At 70.0% G+C, this 21,275-nt stretch carries 19 protein-coding genes and 1 pseudogene; 11 read left to right on the top strand and 9 right to left on the bottom strand.

The window, feature by feature from the left end; genetic code table 11:
• Nucleotides 1-117: 117 nt before the first annotated feature.
• Nucleotides 118-1,149 (bottom strand): class II fructose-bisphosphatase, encoded by a 1,032-nt coding sequence (glpX, locus tag KO717_RS13340; RefSeq protein ID WP_030011229.1) that lies wholly within the window; start codon nt 1,147-1,149, stop codon nt 118-120.
• Between the two features lie 286 nt (nt 1,150-1,435).
• Here glpX and KO717_RS13335 point away from each other — a divergent pair, with 286 nt between their 5' ends.
• Complete coding sequence (locus tag KO717_RS13335) at nt 1,436-1,954, top strand: DUF4245 domain-containing protein (protein WP_301374503.1); 519 nt, start codon at nt 1,436-1,438, stop codon at nt 1,952-1,954.
• A 132-nt stretch (nt 1,955-2,086) separates the two neighbouring features.
• On the opposite strand, the gene KO717_RS13330 is transcribed toward KO717_RS13335, so the two are convergent.
• The 4 genes from KO717_RS13330 to KO717_RS13315 form a co-directional block, all read right to left on the bottom strand.
• Nucleotides 2,087-2,680 (bottom strand): malonic semialdehyde reductase, encoded by a 594-nt coding sequence (locus tag KO717_RS13330; protein WP_301366916.1) that lies wholly within the window; start codon nt 2,678-2,680, stop codon nt 2,087-2,089.
• Between the two features lie 165 nt (nt 2,681-2,845).
• Nucleotides 2,846-3,064, bottom strand: a complete 219-nt coding sequence (locus KO717_RS13325) for an exodeoxyribonuclease VII small subunit (protein ID WP_189732883.1) — start codon at nt 3,062-3,064, stop codon at nt 2,846-2,848.
• A gap of 54 nt (nt 3,065-3,118) precedes the next feature.
• Entirely contained in the window at nt 3,119-4,369 is a 1,251-nt protein-coding gene (gene xseA / locus KO717_RS13320; RefSeq protein ID WP_301366915.1) for an exodeoxyribonuclease VII large subunit, read from the bottom strand.
• 33 nt (nt 4,370-4,402) lie between these two features.
• Nucleotides 4,403-5,782 carry an APC family permease gene (locus KO717_RS13315; protein ID WP_301366914.1) on the bottom strand — a complete coding sequence of 460 codons (1,380 nt, stop codon included), beginning with the start codon at nt 5,780-5,782 and terminating at the stop codon, nt 4,403-4,405.
• Nucleotides 5,783-5,897: 115 nt separating this feature from the next.
• Here KO717_RS13315 and KO717_RS13310 point away from each other — a divergent pair, with 115 nt between their 5' ends.
• Both KO717_RS13310 and ppgK read left to right on the top strand, forming a co-directional pair.
• Complete coding sequence (locus tag KO717_RS13310) at nt 5,898-6,902, top strand: 4-hydroxy-3-methylbut-2-enyl diphosphate reductase (RefSeq protein ID WP_437184505.1); 1,005 nt, start codon at nt 5,898-5,900, stop codon at nt 6,900-6,902.
• Between the two features lie 21 nt (nt 6,903-6,923).
• Entirely contained in the window at nt 6,924-7,691 is a 768-nt protein-coding gene (gene ppgK / locus KO717_RS13305) for a polyphosphate--glucose phosphotransferase (RefSeq protein ID WP_301366912.1), read from the top strand.
• Nucleotides 7,692-7,703: 12 nt separating this feature from the next.
• Here ppgK and KO717_RS13300 read toward each other — a convergent pair whose 3' ends face one another.
• Complete coding sequence (locus tag KO717_RS13300; protein WP_301366911.1) at nt 7,704-8,225, bottom strand: DUF6542 domain-containing protein; 522 nt, start codon at nt 8,223-8,225, stop codon at nt 7,704-7,706.
• A 135-nt stretch (nt 8,226-8,360) separates the two neighbouring features.
• Here KO717_RS13300 and ychF point away from each other — a divergent pair, with 135 nt between their 5' ends.
• Nucleotides 8,361-9,449, top strand: coding sequence for a redox-regulated ATPase YchF (ychF, locus tag KO717_RS13295; protein WP_301366910.1), 1,089 nt, complete (start codon nt 8,361-8,363; stop codon nt 9,447-9,449).
• 108 nt (nt 9,450-9,557) lie between these two features.
• Here ychF and KO717_RS13290 read toward each other — a convergent pair whose 3' ends face one another.
• Nucleotides 9,558-9,878, bottom strand: a complete 321-nt coding sequence (locus KO717_RS13290; RefSeq protein ID WP_367401580.1) for a tyrosine-type recombinase/integrase — start codon at nt 9,876-9,878, stop codon at nt 9,558-9,560.
• Between the two features lie 14 nt (nt 9,879-9,892).
• On the opposite strand from KO717_RS13290, the pseudogene KO717_RS13285 reads away from it, so the two are divergent.
• Both KO717_RS13285 and KO717_RS13280 read left to right on the top strand, forming a co-directional pair.
• A pseudogene (locus KO717_RS13285) lies at nt 9,893-10,148 on the top strand (NUDIX domain-containing protein); the annotation flags it as partial.
• 487 nt (nt 10,149-10,635) lie between these two features.
• On the top strand, nt 10,636-12,291 hold the full coding sequence (locus tag KO717_RS13280; protein ID WP_301366908.1) for a hypothetical protein: 1,656 nt from the start codon (nt 10,636-10,638) through the stop codon (nt 12,289-12,291).
• Nucleotides 12,292-12,987: 696 nt separating this feature from the next.
• On the opposite strand, the gene KO717_RS13275 is transcribed toward KO717_RS13280, so the two are convergent.
• Complete coding sequence (locus KO717_RS13275; protein WP_301366907.1) at nt 12,988-13,206, bottom strand: type II toxin-antitoxin system RelE/ParE family toxin; 219 nt, start codon at nt 13,204-13,206, stop codon at nt 12,988-12,990.
• A 190-nt stretch (nt 13,207-13,396) separates the two neighbouring features.
• Between KO717_RS13275 and KO717_RS13270 the strand changes: the two genes are divergently transcribed.
• The gene (locus KO717_RS13270; protein ID WP_301366906.1) at nt 13,397-14,053 is read left to right on the top strand and encodes a Crp/Fnr family transcriptional regulator; all 657 of its coding nucleotides are present in this window, start codon (nt 13,397-13,399) and stop codon (nt 14,051-14,053) included.
• Here the strand turns inward: KO717_RS13270 and KO717_RS13265 are convergent.
• Nucleotides 14,033-14,548, bottom strand: a complete 516-nt coding sequence (locus KO717_RS13265) for a hypothetical protein (RefSeq protein ID WP_301366905.1) — start codon at nt 14,546-14,548, stop codon at nt 14,033-14,035. The genes KO717_RS13270 and KO717_RS13265 overlap by 21 nt on opposite strands.
• A gap of 391 nt (nt 14,549-14,939) precedes the next feature.
• Here KO717_RS13265 and KO717_RS13260 point away from each other — a divergent pair, with 391 nt between their 5' ends.
• The 4 genes from KO717_RS13260 (at nt 14,940) to KO717_RS13245 (ending at nt 21,194) form a co-directional block, all read left to right on the top strand.
• The gene (locus tag KO717_RS13260; protein WP_301366904.1) at nt 14,940-15,656 is read left to right on the top strand and encodes a hypothetical protein; all 717 of its coding nucleotides are present in this window, start codon (nt 14,940-14,942) and stop codon (nt 15,654-15,656) included.
• Between the two features lie 243 nt (nt 15,657-15,899).
• On the top strand, nt 15,900-18,080 hold the full coding sequence (locus KO717_RS13255; RefSeq protein WP_301366903.1) for a hypothetical protein: 2,181 nt from the start codon (nt 15,900-15,902) through the stop codon (nt 18,078-18,080).
• A complete protein-coding gene (locus KO717_RS13250; protein WP_301366902.1) occupies nt 18,077-19,846 on the top strand; it encodes a hypothetical protein in 1,770 nt (589 codons plus the stop codon). Before KO717_RS13255 ends, KO717_RS13250 begins: the two co-directional genes overlap by 4 nt.
• Entirely contained in the window at nt 19,836-21,194 is a 1,359-nt protein-coding gene (locus tag KO717_RS13245) for a DUF4407 domain-containing protein (RefSeq protein ID WP_301366901.1), read from the top strand. Before KO717_RS13250 ends, KO717_RS13245 begins: the two co-directional genes overlap by 11 nt.
• The last annotated feature ends 81 nt before the right edge of the window (nt 21,195-21,275 follow it).

The raw sequence follows: 21,275 nt of genomic DNA, 5'->3' as shown, positions 1-21,275 counted from the left end.
CTCCGGAGCACGGATGCCCGACGCCGGAGCCGGACGCAGCGAACCGGACGTGGATGTGCGAGAGGGGCGGTCCCGCCGCACGCGGTGACCGCCCCTCTCGCTTCCTCACTCCGGCGACTAGTGCGCGCGGTCGAAGTCGATCGCGCTGTACGCGCGCAGCTTCGACAGGCGGTGCGTGGAGTCGATCCGCCGGATCGTGCCCGACTTCGAGCGCATGACCAGCGAGGACGTCGTCGCGGTCTCCGAGCGGTAGTGGACACCGCGCAGCAGCTCGCCGTCGGTGATGCCGGTGGCGACGAAGAAGACGTTCTCGCCGGACACCAGGTCGTTCGTGGTCAGGACGCGGTCGAGGTCGTGACCGGCGTCGAGCGCGCGCTGGCGCTCGGCCTCGTCCTTCGGCCAGAGCTTGCCCTGGATGGTGCCGCCGAGGCACTTTATGGCGCACGCCGAGATGATGCCCTCGGGCGTGCCGCCGATGCCGAGGAGCAGGTCGACGCCGGTGCCCTCGCGCACGGCCATGACCGAGCCCGCGACGTCGCCGTCGGAGATGAACTTGATCCGGGCGCCGGTCTCGCGGATCTCCTTGACGATGCCCTCGTGGCGGGGGCGGTCCAGGATGACCACGGTGACGTCCTCGACGGCCATGTTCTTGGCCTTGGCGACCCGGCGGATGTTCACCGAGACGGGTGCGTTGATGTCGACGAAGTCGGCGGCCTCGGGGCCGGTGACCAGCTTCTCCATGTAGAACACCGCGGACGGGTCGAACATGGTGCCGCGGTCGGCGGCCGCCAGGACGGCGATGGCGTTCGGCATGCCCTTGGCGTTCAGGGTGGTGCCGTCGATCGGGTCGACGGCGATGTCGACCTCGGCGCCCGTGCCGTCGCCGACCCGCTCGCCGTTGAAGAGCATGGGGGCCTCGTCCTTCTCCCCCTCGCCGATGACGACGACGCCGTTCATCGAGACGGTGGAGATCAGGGTGCGCATCGCGTTGACCGCGGCACCGTCCGCGCCGATCTTGTCACCGCGTCCGACCCACCGGCCCGCGGCCATGGCGGCGGCCTCGGTGACCCGTACGAGTTCCAGTGCGAGGTTGCGGTCGGGGGCCTCCGGAGAGACTTCGAGCTGGGGCGGCAGGTTGTGCTCGGTCATCGGAGCGCACCTTTCTGTACGGCGACGGCCGGGAAGTGAGGGTGCTGGAACTCTATCGGTACGTCGACATATTGAGCAGGGCGGGTCACGTATGAGCGGCATATCGGTCAGTCGATTGTCCTGAGCGGACGTCTTGCGGTCCTCCAGGGCTTTCCAGGAACCCCCGGGACTCCCAGGGACTCCCCGGGACCCTCCGGACTCTCCAGGGTCCGCCGACACGCGCCGCACCGCGACCCCGGCGGTGATCGCCGCCCCGCGATGCGGGACGATGGGTCCCGTGGCAGGTATGAAAGGCAAGCAGACGGTCTGGGACATGGTCCGGTCGCTGGGGGTGATCGGCATCGTCGTCGCCGGGATCTACCTCTTCGTCCCGCATGACGACGAGGCCGATCCGACGCGCACGGTCGACTACCGGGTGGAAACCCTGACGGCCCGGCGCGCGGCCCCGTATCCGGTGGCGGCCCCCGTGGGGCTCCAGGAGCAGTGGCGGGCGACCTCGGTGACGTACGAGCGCAAGAACGCCAATGCCTGGCACCTGGGCTTCCTCGACCCGGAGCAGCAGTACGCGGCGGTGGAACAGTCCACGGACACCTCGGCGAAGTACCTCGCCAAGGTCACCCAGCACGCGACGGCCACCGGGCAGACGCAGCAGGTCGGTGACCTGACGTGGGAGCGCTGGGACGGCGAGAAGTACGACGCCCTCGTGCGGCAGGAGCAGGGCCACGTCACGGTGGTGACCGGCACGGCCTCCTTCGAGCAGCTCGGTGTGCTGGCGGCGGCGCTGGAGTTCAAGCAGGGCAAGTAGCCCTTGCAGGGCGTACACGGCCTCGCGCAGCTGTGCGAGGCCGTGTACGCGAGAAGGGCCGTGCGCCCCGGGATCCCGGGGCGCACGGCCCTTCTGCGTGTGCTGCGGCTGCGGCTGCAGCTGCGGCGCCGGTCAGACGGTCGTGATGACCTCGTCGATGGACAGGCGCGGGGAGCGGTCGAACCAGGCACCCTCGGCGGCCGGCTTGCCGATGTTGATGACCATGATCGGGGTGTGGTCGGCGTCCAGGAATTCCTTCTGGATGCCGGCGAAGTCGGCACCGGTCATCGGGCCCGCGGCCAGGCCGGCGGCGCGGATGCCGATGATGAAGTACGCGGCCTGCAGCGCGGAGTTCAGCAGCGCGGACTGCTCGCGGACCGGGCGCTCGGAGAAGAACGCGTCCTTGGCCTGCGGGAAGTGCGGCAGCAGCTGGGGGAGCTCCTCGTGGAACTCGTTGTCCGCGGAGAGGATCGCGACCAGCGGAGCGGTGGCGGTCTTGGCGTCGTTGCCCTTGGCCATGTGCTGCACGAGGCGCTCGCGGGCCTCGGGGGAGCGGACCAGGGTGATGCGCAACGGGGTCTGGTTGAAGGCGGTGGGACCGAACTTCACCAGGTCGTATATCGCCTGGACCTGCTCCTCGGTGACCGGCTCGTCGGTGAACGAGTTGGCGGTGCGGGCCTCGCGGAACAGCAGGTCCTGCGCGGCGGAGTCAAGAACGAGAGACATCGGAAAGCCTTCTTCCATACGGAGGTGAAGCGATGTCCCAGACTCTACGGAGGAGGTAGATGAATTTTCAACTAAATCCGCCTCCGGGTGACCGGGATCACTCCTCGGCCGCTCCTCCCCGGTCCTTCTCCCCCGTGACGCCCCCTCGCGTCACTCCTCCCCGCGTCACTCCTCCTCGGCCGGCTCGCGCGCCGCCAGCGCCGAGTCCAGCCGGGCCCGGGCCCCCTCCAGCCAGTGGCGGCACACCTTCGCCAGCTCCTCGCCGCGCTCCCAGAGCGCGAGGGAGTCCTCCAGCGAGGTCCCGCCGGCCTCCAGCTTGCGGACGACCTCGATGAGTTCGTCGCGGGCCTGCTCGTACCCCAGCGCCGTTCCGGCCTCTGCCATTCCCGTATCCATCCTGTGCGTGTCGTGCGACCACGTGATTGCGGCCGTGTGTCGCTATTCCGAAGCGGCTGTTGCGGCTGTTGCGGCCGGGGCCTCCAGCGAGGAGACCTCCACGGTGAACGTGCCCTCCGCCACCCGCGCGCGCAGCACATCGTGGGGAGCCACCTCCCCCGGCGAGCGCACCACATGGCCGTCCGCCCGCTGCAGCACGGCGTACCCCCGCTCCAGGGTCGCCGCCGGCGACAGCGCCACCACCCGGGCGAGGGTGTGCGAGAGTTCCGAATCGGCCCGGTCCAGCAGGTGTCCCAGCGTGCGCCGGGCGCGGGCCAGCAGGGCGTCCAGCTCGTCCTCGCGGATCTCCACCATCCGCTGGGGGTGGACGAAGACCGGCCGGGCCAGGGCGTGCGCGAGGCCCCGTTCCTCCCGGTCGAGCAGGCCGCCGACCGCGCGCAGCCCCCGGGCCTGCAGCTGGCGTACGCGCTCCAGCTCCTCGCCGACGTCCGGTACCACCTTCTTCGCCGCGTCCGTGGGCGTGGAGGCCCGTACGTCCGCGACCAGGTCCAGCAGCGGCGAGTCCGGCTCGTGGCCGATCGCCGAGACCACCGGCGTGCGGGCCGCCGCGACCGTCCGGACCACCTCCTCGTCGGAGAAGGGCAGCAGGTCCTCCACACTGCCGCCGCCGCGCGCCACGATGATCACGTCGACCTCGTCGATGGCGTCGAGCTCCTTGACCGCCTCGACGACCTGGGGCACCGCGTGCACCCCCTGGACGGCGACGTTGCGCACCTCGAAACGGACCGCCGGCCAGCGCCGCCGGGCGTTCTCCAGGACATCGCGCTCGGCCGCCGAGGCCCGCCCGACCACCAGCCCGATCAGCTGCGGCAGGAACGGCAGCGGCTTCTTGCGCTCCGGCGCGAAGAGCCCTTCGGAGGCCAGGGACCGCTTGAGGCGCTCCAGCCGGGCGAGGAGCTCCCCGATGCCGACCGGCCGTATCTCCGTGGCCCGCAGGGACAGCTGCCCGCGCGGGGCGTACCACTCGGGCTTGGCCAGCAGGACGACCCGGGCACCCTCGGAGACCACGTCCGCGACCTCGTCGAAGACCTGGCGGAAGCACGTCACGCTGACGGAGATGTCGTGCGAGGGGTCGCGCAGCGTCAGGAAGACCACCCCCGCTCCCGGCCGCCGCGAGAGCTGCGTGATCTGCCCTTCCACCCACACCTGGCCGAGCCGCTCGATCCAGCCCCCGATGAGCCGGGACACCTGGCCTACCGGCAGCGGCGCCTCGGCCGACGTATTCAGACCCATGCACGCAGGCTATCCGGCGCCGCCGACAGTGCGTCAGGCTCCGGTGCCGGTGTCGCCGGGCAGGTCCCTGCGGCCGCGCTGGACGAGCAGCACGACCAGGCCCAGCGCCAGCCACACCGCCCCCACCAGTTGCGCCGTCCAGGAAGCCTCGAAGATCACCGCGACGGTCACGGCCGCGCCCAGCACCGGCATCACCAGGTGCTGGAACCAGTTCGGCGGGCCCTCGCGCCGCTTGACCACGAACCAGCTCACCACCGAGGCGTGCAGCAGGGTGAAGGCCACCAGCGCCCCCACGTCCACCACCGACACCAGCTGGTCGAGCCCGTCGTCGCGCCGGGCCGCCCACACGGCCGCGACGAGCGTGATGGCGGCCGCCACCAGCAGCGCGGGCCGCGGGGTGCCGTCCGAGGTCCGCGCGAGCACCCGGGGCAGCCGTCGCTCCCGGGCCATCGCGAACACCAGCCGGCCGGCCGCCGCCTGCCCGGCCAGCGCCGCGAAGGCCGCCCCGATCGCCTTGCTGACGGCCACCAGGTCGTGCAGCCAGGAGCCAGCCGCGGACTCCACCGCGTCGTAGAAGGCCGGACCCTGCAGCGCGGGCTCGGCCGCCAGCTCCGCCGCGGACACCGGCATGAGCAGCGCCGCCAGATAGCTCTGGGCGATGAACAGCACCCCGGCCAGCGCCAGGCAGAACAGCACCGCCCGCGCCACCCGCTCCGAGCCGCCCGTCACCTCCTCGGCGAACGAGGCGATGGCGTCGAAGCCGAGGTAGGACAGGACCGCGACCGACACCGCGCCCAGCACCGCGGCCGTGCTGAAGCCGAGCGAGCCGTCACCGGTCAGCGGGGACAGCCAGCCGCGCCGCGCCCCGCCCTGGACCAGCACGGTCACCGCGGCGACCACGAAGACGAGCAGCACCGCGAGCTCCATGGCCAGCACGGCGAAACCCACGCGCGCGGCCGCCCGTACGCCCCACAGGTTCAGCAGGGTGGTGATCACGACCGCCAGGGCCGTCCACACCCACCGGGAGACCTCCGGGACCAGCGCGTTCATCGCGATTCCCGAGAAGAGGTACGCGACCGCCGGGATCAGCAGGTAGTCGAGCATCGCCATCCACCCGGCGATCAGCCCCGGGCCCTCGCCGAGACCCTTTCGGGCGTACGTGAAGACCGAACCGGCCTGCGGGGCGACCCGCACCATCTGCGCGTAGGAGAAGGCCGTGAAGGCCATCGCCACGGTCGCGCAGAGGTAGACGAGGGCGACGGCGCCGTGCGACTTCGCGTCGAGCGTGCCGAAGACCCCGACCGGTGCCATGGGGGCGATGAACAGCAGCCCGTAGACGACCAGATCCCGGAAGTCGAGGCTCCGCCGCAGCGCCGCGGGCGCGGCCGCACCGGGATCCGTAACGGAAGCCATCCGTCCTCCGGGGTAGGGGCAGGTGGTGCGCGGTATGCGCGGTATGCGCGGTAAGGGCTTTCGGGCAAGTGTGTGCCGTACGGGGGACGCCCGGCCTCCTGGAGACCCCCGTACGATGGAGCACATGACTGCTCCCGCCCCCGCTCCTGCTTCCCGCCGTGTCCTGCTCGCCGCACCCCGCGGCTACTGCGCGGGCGTGGACCGAGCCGTGATCGCCGTCGAGAAAGCCCTTGAGCAGTACGGTGCGCCGGTGTACGTCCGCCACGAGATCGTGCACAACAAGTACGTCGTCCAGACCCTGGAGAAGAAGGGGGCCATCTTCGTCGAGCGGACGGAGGAGGTGCCCGAGGGCTCCATCGTGATGTTCTCCGCGCACGGCGTGGCCCCGGTGGTGCACGAGGAGGCGGCGCGCGGCAAGCTTGCGACGATCGACGCGACCTGCCCGCTGGTCACCAAGGTGCACAAGGAAGCCATCCGGTACGCGAACGAGGACTTCGACATCCTCCTCATCGGCCACGAGGGCCACGAGGAGGTCATCGGCACCTCCGGCGAGGCCCCGGACCACATCACGATCGTCGACGGCCCGCACGACGTGGAGAAGGTCACCGTCCGTGACGAGTCCAAGGTCGTCTGGCTCTCCCAGACCACCCTCTCGGTCGACGAGACGATGGAGACGGTCGACGCGCTGAAGACGAAGTTCCCGCTGCTCGTCTCGCCGCCGAGCGACGACATCTGCTACGCCACCTCGAACCGGCAGGCCGCCGTCAAGGTGATGGGCGCCGACTCCGACCTGGTCATCGTGGTCGGCTCGAAGAACTCCTCGAACTCGATCCGGCTCGTCGAGGTCGCCAAGGACGCCGGCGCCAAGGCCGCGTACCTGGTCGACTTCGCGCGCGAGATCGACGAGGCCTGGCTGGAGGGCGTCACCACGGTCGGCCTCACCTCGGGCGCCTCGGTGCCGGAGGTCCTGGTCGAGGAGGTCCTGGAGTGGCTGGCGGTGCGCGGCTACGCGGACGTGGAGATCGTCAAGACCGCCGAGGAGTCGATCGTCTTCTCGCTGCCGAAGGAACTCCGCCGCGACCTGCGCGCCGAGGCTGCCGAACTGGTCGCCGACAAGTAACTCGTTTCGTACGGTATGTCCATGCAGATCTTCGGCGTGGACATCGGCGGAACCGGGATCAAGGGCGCTCCCGTGGACCTGGAGCGCGGCGACCTGGCTCAGGAGCGCCACAAAGTACTGACACCGCATCCGGCCACCCCCGAGGGGGTGGCCGGATGCGTCGGCGAGGTGGTGCGCCACTTCGAGTGGCACGGGCCGCTCGGGGTCACCTTCCCGGGCGTGGTCACGGGCGGCGTCATCCGTACGGCGGCCAACATGGACAAGTCCTGGATCGGCGTCGACGCGGCGGCGCTGATCGCGCGCGAGCTGGGCGGCATGCCGGTCACCGTGCTGAACGACGCGGACGCGGCGGGCGTCGCCGAGATGACGTACGGGGCCGGGCGCGGGCGGGGCGGCACCGTCCTCCTGCTCACCCTGGGGACGGGCATCGGGAGCGCCCTGTTCACGGACGGGCGGCTCGTCCCGAACTCGGAACTCGGACATTTGGAGCTCAAGGGCCACGACGCGGAGACGCGGGCGTCGGTGAAGGCCAAGGAGGACCACGACCTCACGTGGGAGCGCTGGGCGCACCGCGTGCAGAAGTACCTCCAGCACGTGGAGATGCTGTTCTCCCCGGACCTCTTCATCATCGGCGGCGGGGTCAGCCGCAAGCCGGAGAAGTTCCTGCCGCTGATCGAGGGCGTGCGGGCCGAGATCGTCCCGGCGAAGCTGCAGAACAATGCCGGGATCGTGGGAGCGGCGATGGCCGCCAAGGCCGCGAAGGCCGCCAGGACGGCGGCCAAGAAGTAGCGGCGGGAGCGCTCACTGGGCGATGCGCCGGGGCATCCGCCGCCTGCCGATCAGCACGGCCTTGCGGACGACGGCGATCAGCGCCGCGACCAGCGTCCCGGCGTACAGCCAGCCGGCGTGCAGGGACAGCGCGGACACCAGCCCCATCAGATGCCCGCCGATGCCGCCGGAGCCGCCCGAGATGGGCCACACTCCGGCGGCGAAGGCGATGGGCACGCCGATCGGCGCGGTGATCAGGTCGGCGGGCCGTACCCAGAGCGCGGTGGCGGCCGCGACGGGCAGGAAGAGCAGCCCGTAGACGAAGAGCGACGAACCGAACAGCAGCCAGCAGATCCCGCCCACCAGCACCATGGCGGCGCACGCGAACAGCCCGCCGCCGAGCCCGGTCAGCCGGGGCCGGGGCATCCGCCGCGCGAGCGCGGACCGCCGCGGACCGCCACCGGCCTGGGCGGGCACCGCGGCGGGCCGGGGTCCCTGGCGCTGGGCCGGCGGTCGCTGCTGGTGAGGGGCCGATCGCGTCCTGTATTGCTCCACCCCACCAAATTAGGCGGGGAGCGGGTCGGATCGGGCCCCGGACACGCGTACATCCACCGCCACTCATCGGAAAGTAAACTGTCCGGTGGCCCACTCCTGGGCCCCCGCCCCCTCCAGCTACGGGAAGTCGCCAACGTGTCGCTCACGATCGGAATCGTCGGCCTGCCGAATGTCGGCAAGTCGACCCTGTTCAACGCCCTGACCAAGAACGACGTGCTGGCGGCCAACTACCCGTTCGCCACCATCGAGCCGAACGTCGGCGTCGTCGGCGTTCCGGACCCGCGCCTGGCCGTCCTCGCGGGCATCTTCGGCTCGGCGAAGGTCCTCCCGGCGACGGTCGACTTCGTCGACATCGCGGGCATCGTGCGCGGCGCCTCCGAGGGTGAGGGCCTGGGCAACAAGTTCCTGGCGAACATCCGCGAGTCGGACGCCATCTGCCAGGTCATCCGCGCCTTCAAGGACGAGAACGTCGTCCACGTCGACGGCAAGGTCTCGCCGAAGGACGACATCGAGACGATCAACACCGAGCTGATCCTCGCCGACCTCCAGTCCATCGAGAAGGCCGAACCGCGCCTGACGAAGGAGTCCCGCCTCCAGAAGGAGAAGGTCGCGGTCCTCGCGGCCGTCGTCGAGGCCAAGAAGATCCTCGAAGCGGGCGACACCCTCTTCTCCAAGGGCATCACCAAGGGCACGGAGCAGGGCGACCTCCTCCACGAGCTCCACCTGCTCACCACGAAGCCCTTCCTCTACGTCTTCAACGTGGACGAGGACGAGCTGACGGACGACGCCTTCAAGGCCGAGCAGAGCGCCCTCGTCGCCCCGGCCGAGGCGATCTTCCTCAACGCCAAGCTGGAGCAGGACCTCTCCGAGCTGGACGACGAGGAAGCCCTGGAGCTCCTCCAGTCGGTCGGCCAGGACGAGCCGGGCCTCGCCACCCTCGGCCGGGTCGGCTTCGCCACCCTGGGCCTGCAGACCTACCTGACGGCCGGCCCGAAGGAAACCCGCGCCTGGACCATCAAGCAGGGCGCCACGGCCCCCGAGGCGGCCGGCGTGATCCACACCGACTTCCAGCGCGGCTTCATCAAGGCCGAGGTCATCTCCTTCGCGGACCTGGTCGCCTGCGGCTCGGTCGCCGAGGCCCGCGCCAAGGGCAAGGCCCGCATGGAGGGCAAGGAGTACGTCATGCAGGACGGCGACGTGGTCGAGTTCCGCTTCAACGTCTAATACGTTCGGCGAAAGGCCGTCTGACCTGCGACGGAGCGGGTTGGGCGGCCTTTGGTGTCCCCACAGAGTCCGCAGCGTGCTGACTTCCGTCAGCGCACGGGGGAGCGGCTACGCCGCTTCGTCGACCTGTGGCTGGGCATCGGCGGACTGATCCGCGTACGCCTTGTCGACGGCGGCCCGGGTCCGCTCCTCGGAGTCGGGCCACAGGTGGGTGTAGACGTTCAGCGTCATGCCCGCGTTGGTGTGGCCGAGGCGCTCGGAGACCGTGTTCACGGATTCGCCGTGCTTGATCAGCAGGCTGGCGTAGTGATGCCGGAGGGCGTGGGGGCCGGTGCCCTTGGCTATGCCGGCCTTCGCGCAGGCAGGCCGCCAGTGCCCGTCCATGAAGTGCGTGTAGACCACGGGTCCGCCTTGCGGCGCCGTGAAGATCCAGCCCTCGGGCAGGCCTCACGCTGAAGCCTGAGTCCCTGAAGGTCGCCCACATCATCAGCGCCTGGAGCGTCGAGGCTCCCGACGGTTCTTCACGATCGTCTTCGCCTCCCACGAATGGACCGGAGGACCTGAAAACCGGGAAGCTCGCAAGCACTCACAGGTCTGCTGGGTCGACGCCAGCCCCGAGGACTTCGTCGAGACCAGGGCCAGCGTCCTCCGCCAGTATCTGGCGACGGCTCCCAGGTCTCCCTCGACGGCGGGCGATGAAGCGCACTGATACCCCGCTGATCGATGGTCCCCAGACTAGACTGACGCTCTCTCAAGTCGCTTAAGGCGGAGTGTGGATGACCGACACGATTTCGTTCGACCAGTTGCTTGACCAGCTACCGCGAGGTCAGTTCATCGGCCGTGATACCGAGCCCTTCGGTGTCGCGACCGAGCCCGAAATCTTCGTCCCCCGACGCTCACCGTTGTAGAGCGAGAAGAGGATCCCGCAGTCACGCTCATCTCGGCACGTGGCGCGACCGGAAAGTCCATCCTGGCTGCAACTATCTCGGCCAGGAAGGGAGTGCCGCTGTGGCGGCTGAACCGGGACCTTAGCGTTAGCGGTCACGCCCTTCGTGCGAAGTTGAATGACTATCTGAATAGTGCGGACGGGTTGAGTGACCTTAGTCGCGAGGATGGGGCGTTCGTAGTCGTTGATGCCCTGGACGAGGCGCGGATGAGAGTGTCCGGAGTTTCGTGGAATGAGTACGTGGAGTCGCTCGCGGCGATCGCAACGGCAGGGCACAATCTGGTGCTTCTCGGAAGGGAGAGAGTCCTTGAAGATGCGTGGCTCAGCCTGGCCGATGGTGGCATCGCGCTCAACTGGTTTGAGATTTCCCACTTCAATGCGGAACAGCGCATCAGCTACGTAGACCTGCGCATCTCTCGTGATCGCGATGTTCAGAACGAGGCGTATGTCTCAGCTCGGTCGACGGTCCTCGAAGCGTTGGCAGGCACAGTCGATGGTGAGCAGGCCGAGTCGTTCGTTGGTTACGCGCCGGTTCTCGATGCGGTTGCCGAGCTCCTCCGGAAAGGTAACCTGCTCGAAACCCAGAACGCATTCGCCTCCTCGGTGCATGATGGGCGACGCATCAGTGTGTTGGCTGACGTTCTGGACAAATTGTTGGAGCGTGAACGGTCCAAGACCGAACAACTTGCAGACCAATTCGGCCTCGACCCGGCCAAGGTCTACGCCCCCGGCGAGCAGATGGAGTGGCTTGCAGCGGAGCTGATGGGCGGAAATCAGCCCACGCTCAAGTGGTGCCCAGAGGCTCGCAGGGCCGACTACGTAAGTCAAGTCCAGGAGTTTCTCCGAGATCATCCATTTCGTTCGGAGGGGCGTTGGGCGAGCCCGGTCTTCTCTGCGTACGTTACAGCGAAGCGATTCGGTGACACGCGGCTAAGGTCTGCTCTTAGGTCCGTTGGTGAGGCGACAGGGCTTCTTTTCGAGTTCGTCTCGGCTGATGAAGGTGAGCTTCAGATTGACGAGTGGCAGTTCGCGGCCCTCCATTCGTCGCTGCTGGCCGCTGAATGGCGATCCGTTGAAGCGAGCGCGTCAATCACGGAGTTGGATCCGTACGACAGGGAAGTAGGCGCGCTGCCAGTTGAGGAAGCTGCCGGCGAATTGATCCTTTTTGAAGGGGAAACAGTCCACCGTAGGACCAGCTTCCAACTCATGCTCGATCTTCCGGATGCCCTCGAGCTGAGGGGTCCGCTGTCCTCGCTGTCAGTGGTGTTCCCGGCGGAGGTGTCTGTTGCGTCGGGCGGCTCTGTCAGCCTCGGTCCCGACTGTTTCGTCAGGTGCGCGGATCTGCGTATCGCGGGCGACACTGTGCAGATCTCTCGGCGCCTGCGAGCTGAGAACGTGTCTGATGGTGAGGTGGATGAGTCCAACGTGGTTCTCGAGATCACTAACACCTTCTCGTGCAACGCGACGTTGACCGGATCGCCCTCTGTCGGGAGCTTTGAATTGCACCTACCTGGTGAATGCAAGCTGATTTATCCGTGGGTGTCTTATCAGAGAGTGCTCGAACCTCCGCTCCCGAAGCCCGATGATCGCGCGGTGCGTTTCGTTAACATGATGATGAACCTGCTCCGCAACCATGGCCACAGAGGATCCGCGGCTGTCTTTGACAAGAAACTCGAAGGGCGCCAGTCGATCAAGGGGGATGAGTTCCGTAGGGTCCTCGCGACACTACAGTTGAATGGCGTCATCGTGATGGAGGGGTCGATGATTCATCTATCCCCGGACTGGGACGTGCAGCGCTACAGTGGTAAAGCGCGAGAAGGTGTGACGACTCTGGACGAGAAGCGGGACGCCTGGGCGCCCGTCCTGAAGGCTATTACAGATGTGATCAAGCCCTAGATGAAGTGCCCCGGGCAGCCGCTTCTCGCTTGCGAAGTTGGTTGTCGCGAGGCCAGTTCCCCAGGGTCGATCGGGCGAAACAGCGCGCAATGGAATTCGGCGGTTCCCGCCGTCGTGCGTCGCGAAACAGCGAACGTAAGGCGGCGGGTGGAGTCCGCTCTTCTCGTGCTGGCGCACTCGGCGGCCTGTTGCGTGCCATACCTCGATGCTGCTGCGGCCGAATTTGTCCTGCTGTACATACGCCGAGACCTTCTTTCGTTGACCTGGTGGTACCACCTTGGAAGCACTGGCTATGACCGTCGTTGGGCGCGACGCAGCGACAAGGCCGATGATGGTGCGAACATCGAGCGAGCTGATTGGCGAGGTCTTGTGCACTATCGGGCCGAGCGGCTAGATCTTTGGACAGCCCCGTTCGATGACTCTGCCCGCGCTCTGTGAGGCGTGCGGAGCAACGTTGCGCAGCTTGTCGAGCGGGCAATGGCTGGTCAGAGCACTGGGTGGGGCTCCGCCACAGGTCAGGATCGGATGGCAGACATTCAGCTTCAACGTGTGAGCGGATGACGTGACACCACGTCCCTGACGTGGCGAACATGCAGGTCAAAAGGGGTCGGCTCCTGGCTGTTTGCCGTGCGGGGATGGTGCTGGGAAATCTGATCGTCTCCAGGCACGGCAACGCCGGCTCGTCTCGCAGACGGTTCACCGGTGTCCCACGTGAACGACCCGGACCACCAGCTCCCCGTTGTCGATCGTGTACGCGACGCGGCAGTCGATGATCCGGTTGGTCTCGCGCTCTTCCCACTCCTGGCGCCTCGGCGTGTGATCAGTGTGGGTAGGGCGTTGCGGTCTGCGCGCCACGTCCTCCGCCGGGCGTGCAAGCACGTCACGGATGGACTCTGCGGGCCGTGGCTGCGTCATGCGTACACAGCGGCGCGCGGGTGGGGGCATTCGGTGGGGGAGGGCCTAGCCTGGGTGGGCGCGGGGTGTGGGTGCGGAGGGTGGAGTGGTGGGCGTGGGGCCGGGTGGGCAGTGGGAGTGGCCGGGTCGGAGTCTGCTCGGGGTGTTGTCCGCTCCCGCGCGGGCCGAATTACTTGCGCTGGGTTCGGAGTTGACGCTCGACTCCGGCGGCGTGCTGCTCACCGAGGGGGCCACCGACCGGCATCTGTACGTGATCCTCGGCGGGTTCGCTAAGGTCACCGCGACCGTCGAGAACGGGCAGGAGTCGCTGCTCGCCGTTCGGGTCGGCGGGGACAGTGTGGGCGAGATGGCCGCCCTCGACGGTGCGCCGCGGTCGGCCGGCGTGGTGGCCTGTGGGCCGTTGCGGGCGCGGGTGATCGGGCCCGGGGCCCTGCACGGGCTCATGCTGCGGCGGCCCGAGGTGGCGATGGCGCTCACCCGGATCGTGGCCGACCGGCTGCGCTGGGCCAACCGGCGGCGGCTCGAATTCCGGGGGTATCCGGTCAAGGTGCGCCTCGCGCGGCTTCTGGTCGAGCTCGCCGTGGCGTACGGGCGGCCGGAAACGGGGGGCGGTCATGTGATCGGCTTCCAGCTCACCCAGCCCGAACTCGCCGCGCTCACCGGCGCCGCGGAGACCACCGTGCACAAGGGATTGCGCGAGCTCCGGGACGAAGGGCTGCTCGGCACCGGATACCGGACGACCACCGTGCACGACCTCGCCCGGCTCGCCCGGGTGGCCGAACTCGCCGAGCCCGTGGCTCCGCCCGCCCCGCGCCGGCCCCCGGGATCAGCCGAGCAGCGGCCGTAACAGCAGGCAGAGACCGGCGACGGCGCCCATCACCGCGGTGCACACCACGGCGGCCGTGACACAGCGGTACTTCCGCAGGGCCACGTCGGAGAGGAAGCGGATCACCGCGTGCAGCTGCCGCTCGTCCTCGGCGGTGACGGGCGGCGACGGATCCGAGGTGGAGGCAGGCCGGACGAAGCTGTAGTCGTTGGGGCCGGCGGGCCGCCAGACGCGCGGCCGGAGCGCCAGCGCGAGCGAGGCCGCGCCGCCGAAGAGGCCGCAGACGAAGAGGGCCAGCAGCACCCCCGCCAGCCAGCCGAGCGGGCCGCCGCGCCGCAAGGCGTCGAGCGCCGCCTCGCTCCACGCGCCCGCCGTCCCCACGAGCCCCGCCTGCACGGCGGAGAGGATGCCGGCTTTGGCGTCGGCGTGCTGGTGCGTCGTCTGCAGGACGGTCAGCATCGTGCGCGCGGCGGAGCCGGGCACCGCCGTGGGCGGGGTGGGCGGGGTGGATGTCACGGAACCTCCAACGCGGCTCGGAAGGACTTCCATCGAGCCACCCGCCCGCCGGGCGGACCAGGCACTTCTACGGGATCGGACGATTGCGCGAGATCCCGTATTTCCACGGGGTGCAAGTGGCCGGATCCGGTGTACGACTGGCAGGGCGACCGGCGCTCCACGGGGGTGGGCAACGGTCCGGGAGCGGCCTGCCGCATCGCTCCGAACCTCGTAACTCTTCTGATTCGCAAGCGAGTTGGAGGTGCGGCATGCTGTGCTTCCCGATGTTACGGACGAGGAGGACGGGATGTCCGTAGGTGCGATGGGTGGATTCGGCAGGCGGCTTCTGCTCGCCGTCGACGCGCGAGGTTACGGCAGCGCGGACACCGCGCGACAGCGCGAGATTCAGACAGTGTTGCCCCGGCTTCTCTCCGAGTCCGCCGAGGCGGCCGGGCTCGACCGGGCCTCCTGGGTACGCCAGGCCGCAGGGGATTCCGAGTTCGCCGTGCTCCCGGCCGGTTCCGACGAGCAGGCGCTCGTCGAGCCGTTCATGCGCCGGCTGGATGCCGGGCTGCGGGCCCACAACCGAGACCGGGTGCCCGGCGCGCGGGTCGCGCTGCGCGCCGCCGTGCACTTCGGTCCGGCGTCCGAGGCCCCCAACGGCTTCGTGGGCCCCGGTCCCGTCGAGGTCTCCCGCATCCTGGAGAGCGACCCCCTGCGCCGGGCCCTCGCCGCGGCCCCGGACGCCGCGCTCGCCGTCGCGCTGACCGCGCCGGTCTTCACCGAGCTCGTCGCCCAGGGGTACACCAACTTCCGGCCGGAGGAGTTCCGCGAGGTCGTCGTCGAGAAGAAGGAGTACCGGGGCCGGGCCTGGCTGTGGGTGTCGGGGTACGACGTCCACACGCTGGACCTCGGCGAGCCGGGCCCCTGTCCGGATTCCGATTCTGATTCCGGTTCCATCTCCGGTTCCCGTTCTGCTTCTGGTGACGGCTCCGACACCGGCTCCGGTCGTTCCTCTGGTTCGCATTCCGGTTCGGCGGCGGCCGGCGCCGGCGGCGGGGACTCGGCCACCAACCATCTGTACGGAACCGTCATCAACGGGAACGTCGTCTTCGGCATCTCCAAGTGAGTTGAGCGGACGGGGAGACGGGGTGCACACGTGAGATCCACGGATCGGCGCACGGAGGATCACGGCAGTGGTGGGGAAGGAGACGGCGTGACCGGCGAACCCCGGCAGTTAACGGACGAGGCGAACAGCGCGGCCGATCCCCGCCCCGCCCCCGAGCCGCCCGCGACCCCGACCCCGCCGCCGACCCCGACCCCGCCGCCGACCCCGACCCCGTCCACACCCGCCTCCCCGTCACCCTCACGAGTGAATTCTGGAGCCAATTCCGGAGCCAATTCCGGAGTCGCTTCCGCAGCGGATTCCGCAGCCGATCCCTCCGACGGCGACTACCGCGTCTACAACAACTTCTACGGCCCGCAGTACCACGGCCGCGCCCACTTCGGCATCGCCACCGCCGCCGAGCGGCCCGGGCGGGCCCGTGCCACCGGCCTCCTCGACGCCGACGAGATCGACGCGCTGCTGCGCTCCTACATCCGACCCGACTGCTTCGACGAAGCCGCCGCCGAGCTGTCCCGTACCGGCATCGTCGTCCTCACCGGCCCCCAGGGCACAGGCAAGCGCTCCGGCGCGGTCGCCCTCCTCCGGGAGACGGTCGGACCCTCCGCCGACTACGTGGTGCTCTCGCCCGACATCGGCCTCGACCAGCTCGCGGAGCGCACCTTCGACGCGGGCGTTGGCTACGTCGTCCTCGACCGCACCGGAACCGCGGGAGCCGCGGATGCGGCCGGGACCACCGCGGACGACGCCGGTCCGTCCTCCGACTTCGACTGGCGCCGGGTGCGCGACCAGCTGCGCCGCCACCACGCCCACCTGGTGATCACCACCGTGCACGGCGTGGCCGGCCGTTCCCCCAAGGCCGTACGCCATCTGCCGTGGCGGCCCCCGCTCCTGGACAAGGTGGTACGGGCCCGGCTGGTCCAGGCCCGTATCCCGCAGGAGATCGTCGACCGGGCCGTGGCCGGCATCCCGCCCCGCTGCCCCCTCGCGGTCGTCGCCGACGCGGCCCAGCGGATCGCGGCGGGCGCCGACCCCGACCAGGCGTGGAAGGAACACAGCGGCAGCGCGCCGCAGGCGGTCCAGGAGTGGTTCGGCGCCGAGGAGGAGCGCAGCCTGCGCGAGATCGCCGAGGTCACCACCCTCGCCTTCGCCCCGGGCATCGGACGGCGCGCCTTCGAATCGCTCCAGGACCTCCTCGAACGGCTCCTCGGACCGGTCTACTTCACACCGGAAGCAGGGGCCGCGGCCGGGGCCGCCGCCGACGGCGCTGCGGCCCCCGACGCCACCGAGCAGGGCGCCGCCCCCGACGGCCAAGGCCCGCAGCAGCGCCGCCGCGCCCGCCCGGTGGACCGGCGCCGCTCGCTCTCCCGCAACGCCCTGATCACCACCGAGATGCAGATCTACGGCGCGACCACCCGCGAGGTCATGGTCTTCGCCGACGCCGAGCTGCGCCGCTGGGTGCTGCAGGCACTGTGGCGCGACCACCCCACCGAGTACTGGGACGCGGTCCGCCACTGGCTGGACGCGCTCGTCGACGCCGACCCCGACCCCGCCCTCCAGCTCTCCATCGCCTCCGGACTCACGCTGCTCGGGCACATCGCCTTCGACGAGGTCGTACAGAGCTACCTCGACCCGTGGGCGCGCGGGGAGAGCGGCGAGACCGGGCAGACCCTCGCCGTGTACGTGCTCTGGTACATGTGCCTGGAGGAGACCCAGGCGGCCGCCGCGCTCACACTGGCCCGCACCTGGGCCCAGTCCACCCACCCCACCCTGCGGGGCACCGCGCTCCTCGCCTTCAGCGGCCAGCTCGGCGTCACCTTCCCCACCGACGCGGTGAAGTGGCTCTGGGCGGTGCTGCGCACCAGCGCCCTCGAAAAGCGGCAGGAACGCGAACACGGGCTGCGGGCCTGGGCGCAGCTGTTCCTGACGCTCGTCGACTGCCAGGAGGACGCCGGCATCGTGCTCGACGCCCTGGCGCACCGGATCAGGAAGGAGCGGCGCACCCGGTCCGCCGCCTACTCGGCGACCGGCCTGCTCGTCCTCGAGACCACCCTCTGGATCTTCACCGCCACCGAGCGGCTCTCGGGCCGCCCCGCCGTCGCACGCTACGTCGCCGACCGGCCCGAGGAGGCCGACGTCGTCGCCGAGTTGTGGGCGGCGGTCCTCTGTTACCGGCCGCTGCGCCGCAACGCCCTGTCCGCTCTGCTCGTCACGGTCCGCGGCCTGCACGCCGTGACCTCCGACCCCACCGCTGCGGCCGCGCGACTCGGTCACGCCCTCGCCGCCGCGCTTCCGCAGGTCGAACACCCCATGCTGACAAGCGAGCTGGGCCGACTCGCGGACTCCCGTCCCACCCGCGCCACTGGTCCCGACTGCGTCGCGACCCTGCTCGGCGCCTTGAACCGTGTGAAGGACACCCACCCACGATGACCACGATCCACAGGACCTATCCCCTGGTCGAGGAGCGGGTGCTGGCTCCTGCGCCCCGCACCGGTCGCCGCTTCTGGAACCAGCCGACCCGTTCGCACGACGAACTGCCCCGCGTCTCCGCCCACCAGGTCCTCGTCTACCGCACCGGTGACCAGTACCTCACCGACCACGGCGTCCGCGGGCCCGGCGACGAGACCGTCCTGAACGCAGGCTCGGTCACGGTCGTCGACTGCCGCACCGCGGTGCCCATCACCGTCGGCACCGACGTACCGTCCGCCGAGACCGACGGCTTCACCGTCCAGGTCGCCTTCCACTGCACGGTCACCGACCCCGTGGCCGTCGTCCGCGAGGGCGTCGTCGACGTGGAGTCCCGGCTGCTCGGGTACCTCCGGGCGCTGCCCGGACTCACCGACGTCACCCAGGAATGGCCGCTCGAAGCGGGCAAGGAGGTGTCCCGGCGGCTGACCGCGCGCCTGATCTCGTACCTGGAGATGGAGCCGCCGCGCATCGCCGGGCTGTCCGTCGGCGACCCGTACCTGACGGTGCTCACCCCGCAGGAGTTCGCCGACCAGCAGCGCGAGCGCGAGCACGACCGCGTGAAGGAGGCGGTACGCCGCGAGCGCGAGCAGATGCAGCACGAGCGCGAGCAGATGGAACACGAGCGCGAGAAGGAACGCAAGGCGATGGCGGCCGAGCGCAACTCGCTCGAAATGCGGCACCAGCAGGAATTGGAGGACCTGCGGCGGTCGTACACCCAGCGGACCGACGCCGAGGACCAGCACTACACCCACAACATCAAGCGCAAGGACTTCGAGTTCGAGCGCACCGAGGCGCTCAAGGACCTCGATGACTTCGGCACCGACCCCGCCCACACCGACGTCCTCGCCCAGCGCCGGGGCGAGATCGGGTACTCCGAGCTGGCCGAGCGGCAGCGCGAGACCGACCGGCTGCGGCGCGAGCGGCAGCGCGAGGACGAGGAGCGCCACCGGGAGAACGCCGAACGCCGGCGCCACGCCGAACGGGAGGACATCCGCTACAGCCTGGAGCGCGAGGACCGCCACCGTGAGGTCGACCGCCAGGATCAGCGCGCCGCGCTCGACGCCGCCCGGGAGGAGCAGCGCGAGAAGCGGGCCGCGGACCGCGACGACCGGCTGCGGCAGCGGGCGGACCAGCGCGAGGATGTGCTCGCCGACCGGGCCGAGCGGCGTCACCGGGCCGACCGGCGCGACAACATCAACCAGGAGCTGAGCCGCCAGCTGATCAACCGCGGCCTCCTCGACAACGCGCCGCTCGACGCGCGCGCCTTCGTCGAGCGCCTCAGCACCGGGCAGAGCCTCCTCGACCAGGACCCGCCCGCCGCCGCGCAGGTGGCCGGCGCCGCCGACACCCCGCAGCTGAAGGAGGGCACCGGCGCGTCGTCCGGGGACCGCTCCGAAGAGCCCCGTCGCCGGTCCTACGACGAGGAGGACCCGTACGGGAAGCAGAAGTACGGCCGGGAGTACGGACAGGAGTACGGCCGACGCGACGGCCGGCGTGAGGATCCGTACGGGGACGACCGGTACGGCGACGACCGGTACGGCGACGACCGGTACACGGACGACCGGTACCGCGACGGGGGCGAGCGCACCGACCGGTCCGCCCGCGACGGCGGCACCGGCCGGGACCGCGACGGCGCAGGTGACGACGACGGCGCCCGCTCCGCGCGCCGCCCCCTGATCGCCGACGACGACCTCGGTGAAGCGGGGAGGGAGGAGCGTGGCCGCTGACACTCCCGTACGCCCGCCCGAGGAGGAGTACGACGCATGGGCGGCCGAGACCCGGCCCGCCCACCGCGCCCGCCAGGCCTGGGGCGGCCGCGGCCCCGCCGCGCTCCTGCGGCGTCTGATCGGCATCCGCGAGGAGATCCTCGACCGCGAGAGTGCCGAGCGCGCCCGCTACACGTGGTACGGAGCGATCGTCCTCAACACCGCGCTGCTCGGCGGTGCCTCCATGGCCATGGCCATCTGCACGATCCGCGAGGGCACACCGGTCGCGGTGGCCGTCCTCGTCGGCATGGCGTGGGCATGGATCGTCCTGGCCCTGGACAGCTGGCTGGTCTCCAGCACCCACGGCTACACCGGCGGCCGGGCGGTCCGCATGCTGGTGCCCCGGCTGTTCCTCTCCGTGGTGCTCGGGCTCACCATCGCCGAACCGCTGCTGTTCCAGATCTTCGACCGTGAAATACGCCAGGAGATGGCGGTCAGCAGGGAGCGCGACCTCGCCGACTTCCGGGGTGACCTCACCGCCTGCAACCCCCTCGACGGCCAGGACACGACGAACCGCGACGAGTGCGGCGACTTCCATCTGACCGTGCCGGGCGCGCCGGCCTCGATCAAGCAGGACATCGCCGACACCACCGCCGCCACCGCCCGCCTCGACGAGCAGATCAAGACCTACAACGACAACCTCTCCGGGAAGCTGGAGACCGAGCGCCGCGAGTGCGCCAAGGACCGATGGATCCGGCGCGGCAACGGCTGGGACACCAGCGAGACCTGTGAGCGCGCCCGCGCCGACACCGGCACGTACAAGGCCACGAGCAAGATCGCCGAGTACGAGGCCAAGCGCGCCGAGCTCGTCGGCAAGGGCAACCTCCTGTCCGAGGAGCTGATCACGACCGGCACCTCCTACCGCACGGACGTCAAGAAGGCGATCGACGCCAAGGTCGCCGACCGGCAGAAGTCGCAGCAGAACGACGGACTGCTGTTGCGCGCCGACGCGCTGTCCACGGTGGCCTGGTCCGACGGTTTCGCGCTCTTCATGATGTTCCTGCTGCACGCCGTGCTGCTGCTGGTCGACGCCATGCCGGTGCTCGCCAAGCTGATGAGCGGCCCGTCCGAGTACGACCGTAGGCTCGGCGAGCGGCGCGAGGCCAACAAGCGCATGCACCTGGAGGACCAGGAGGCGCAGCGGCGGGTCGACGCCATCGACCACGAGGTCCGCCAGTACGCGGCGCAGGTGTGGGCCGAGGAGGACAAGGCCCGGCTGGGTCACGACCACTACAAGGCGCGCACCGAGCACGCCCGCATGGTCCGAGAGGAGCTCGACGCCCGCACCGCCCGGCTCCTGGGCGAGTGACGTCCGGCGGTGACCGGTTGCTGCGACCACCCCGGTGCTCGCGGCGGCCGGTCACCGTCGCATCCGGCCGGTGCCGGCGCT

This window comes from Streptomyces xanthophaeus (assembly GCF_030440515.1).
GTDB lineage: Bacteria > Actinomycetota > Actinomycetes > Streptomycetales > Streptomycetaceae > Streptomyces > Streptomyces kutzneri.
This window is presented reverse-complemented; position numbering and strand designations above follow the sequence as displayed.

What these genes read in the sequence shown, in the direction of transcription:
- glpX (WP_030011229.1), bottom strand. Translation starts at nt 1,149, where the DNA reads ATGACCGAGCACAACCTGCCGCCCCAGCTCGAAGTCTCTCCGGAGGCC.
- KO717_RS13335 (WP_301374503.1), top strand. Translation starts at nt 1,436, where the DNA reads ATGAAAGGCAAGCAGACGGTCTGGGACATGGTCCGGTCGCTGGGGGTG.
- KO717_RS13330 (WP_301366916.1), bottom strand. Translation starts at nt 2,680, where the DNA reads ATGTCTCTCGTTCTTGACTCCGCCGCGCAGGACCTGCTGTTCCGCGAG.
- KO717_RS13325 (WP_189732883.1), bottom strand. Translation starts at nt 3,064, where the DNA reads ATGGCAGAGGCCGGAACGGCGCTGGGGTACGAGCAGGCCCGCGACGAA.
- xseA (WP_301366915.1), bottom strand. Translation starts at nt 4,369, where the DNA reads ATGGGTCTGAATACGTCGGCCGAGGCGCCGCTGCCGGTAGGCCAGGTG.
- KO717_RS13315 (WP_301366914.1), bottom strand. Translation starts at nt 5,782, where the DNA reads ATGGCTTCCGTTACGGATCCCGGTGCGGCCGCGCCCGCGGCGCTGCGG.
- KO717_RS13310 (WP_437184505.1), top strand. Translation starts at nt 5,898, where the DNA reads ATGGAGCACATGACTGCTCCCGCCCCCGCTCCTGCTTCCCGCCGTGTC.
- ppgK (WP_301366912.1), top strand. Translation starts at nt 6,924, where the DNA reads ATGCAGATCTTCGGCGTGGACATCGGCGGAACCGGGATCAAGGGCGCT.
- KO717_RS13275 (WP_301366907.1), bottom strand. Translation starts at nt 13,206, where the DNA reads ATGACGCAGCCACGGCCCGCAGAGTCCATCCGTGACGTGCTTGCACGC.
- KO717_RS13250 (WP_301366902.1), top strand. Translation starts at nt 18,077, where the DNA reads ATGACCACGATCCACAGGACCTATCCCCTGGTCGAGGAGCGGGTGCTG.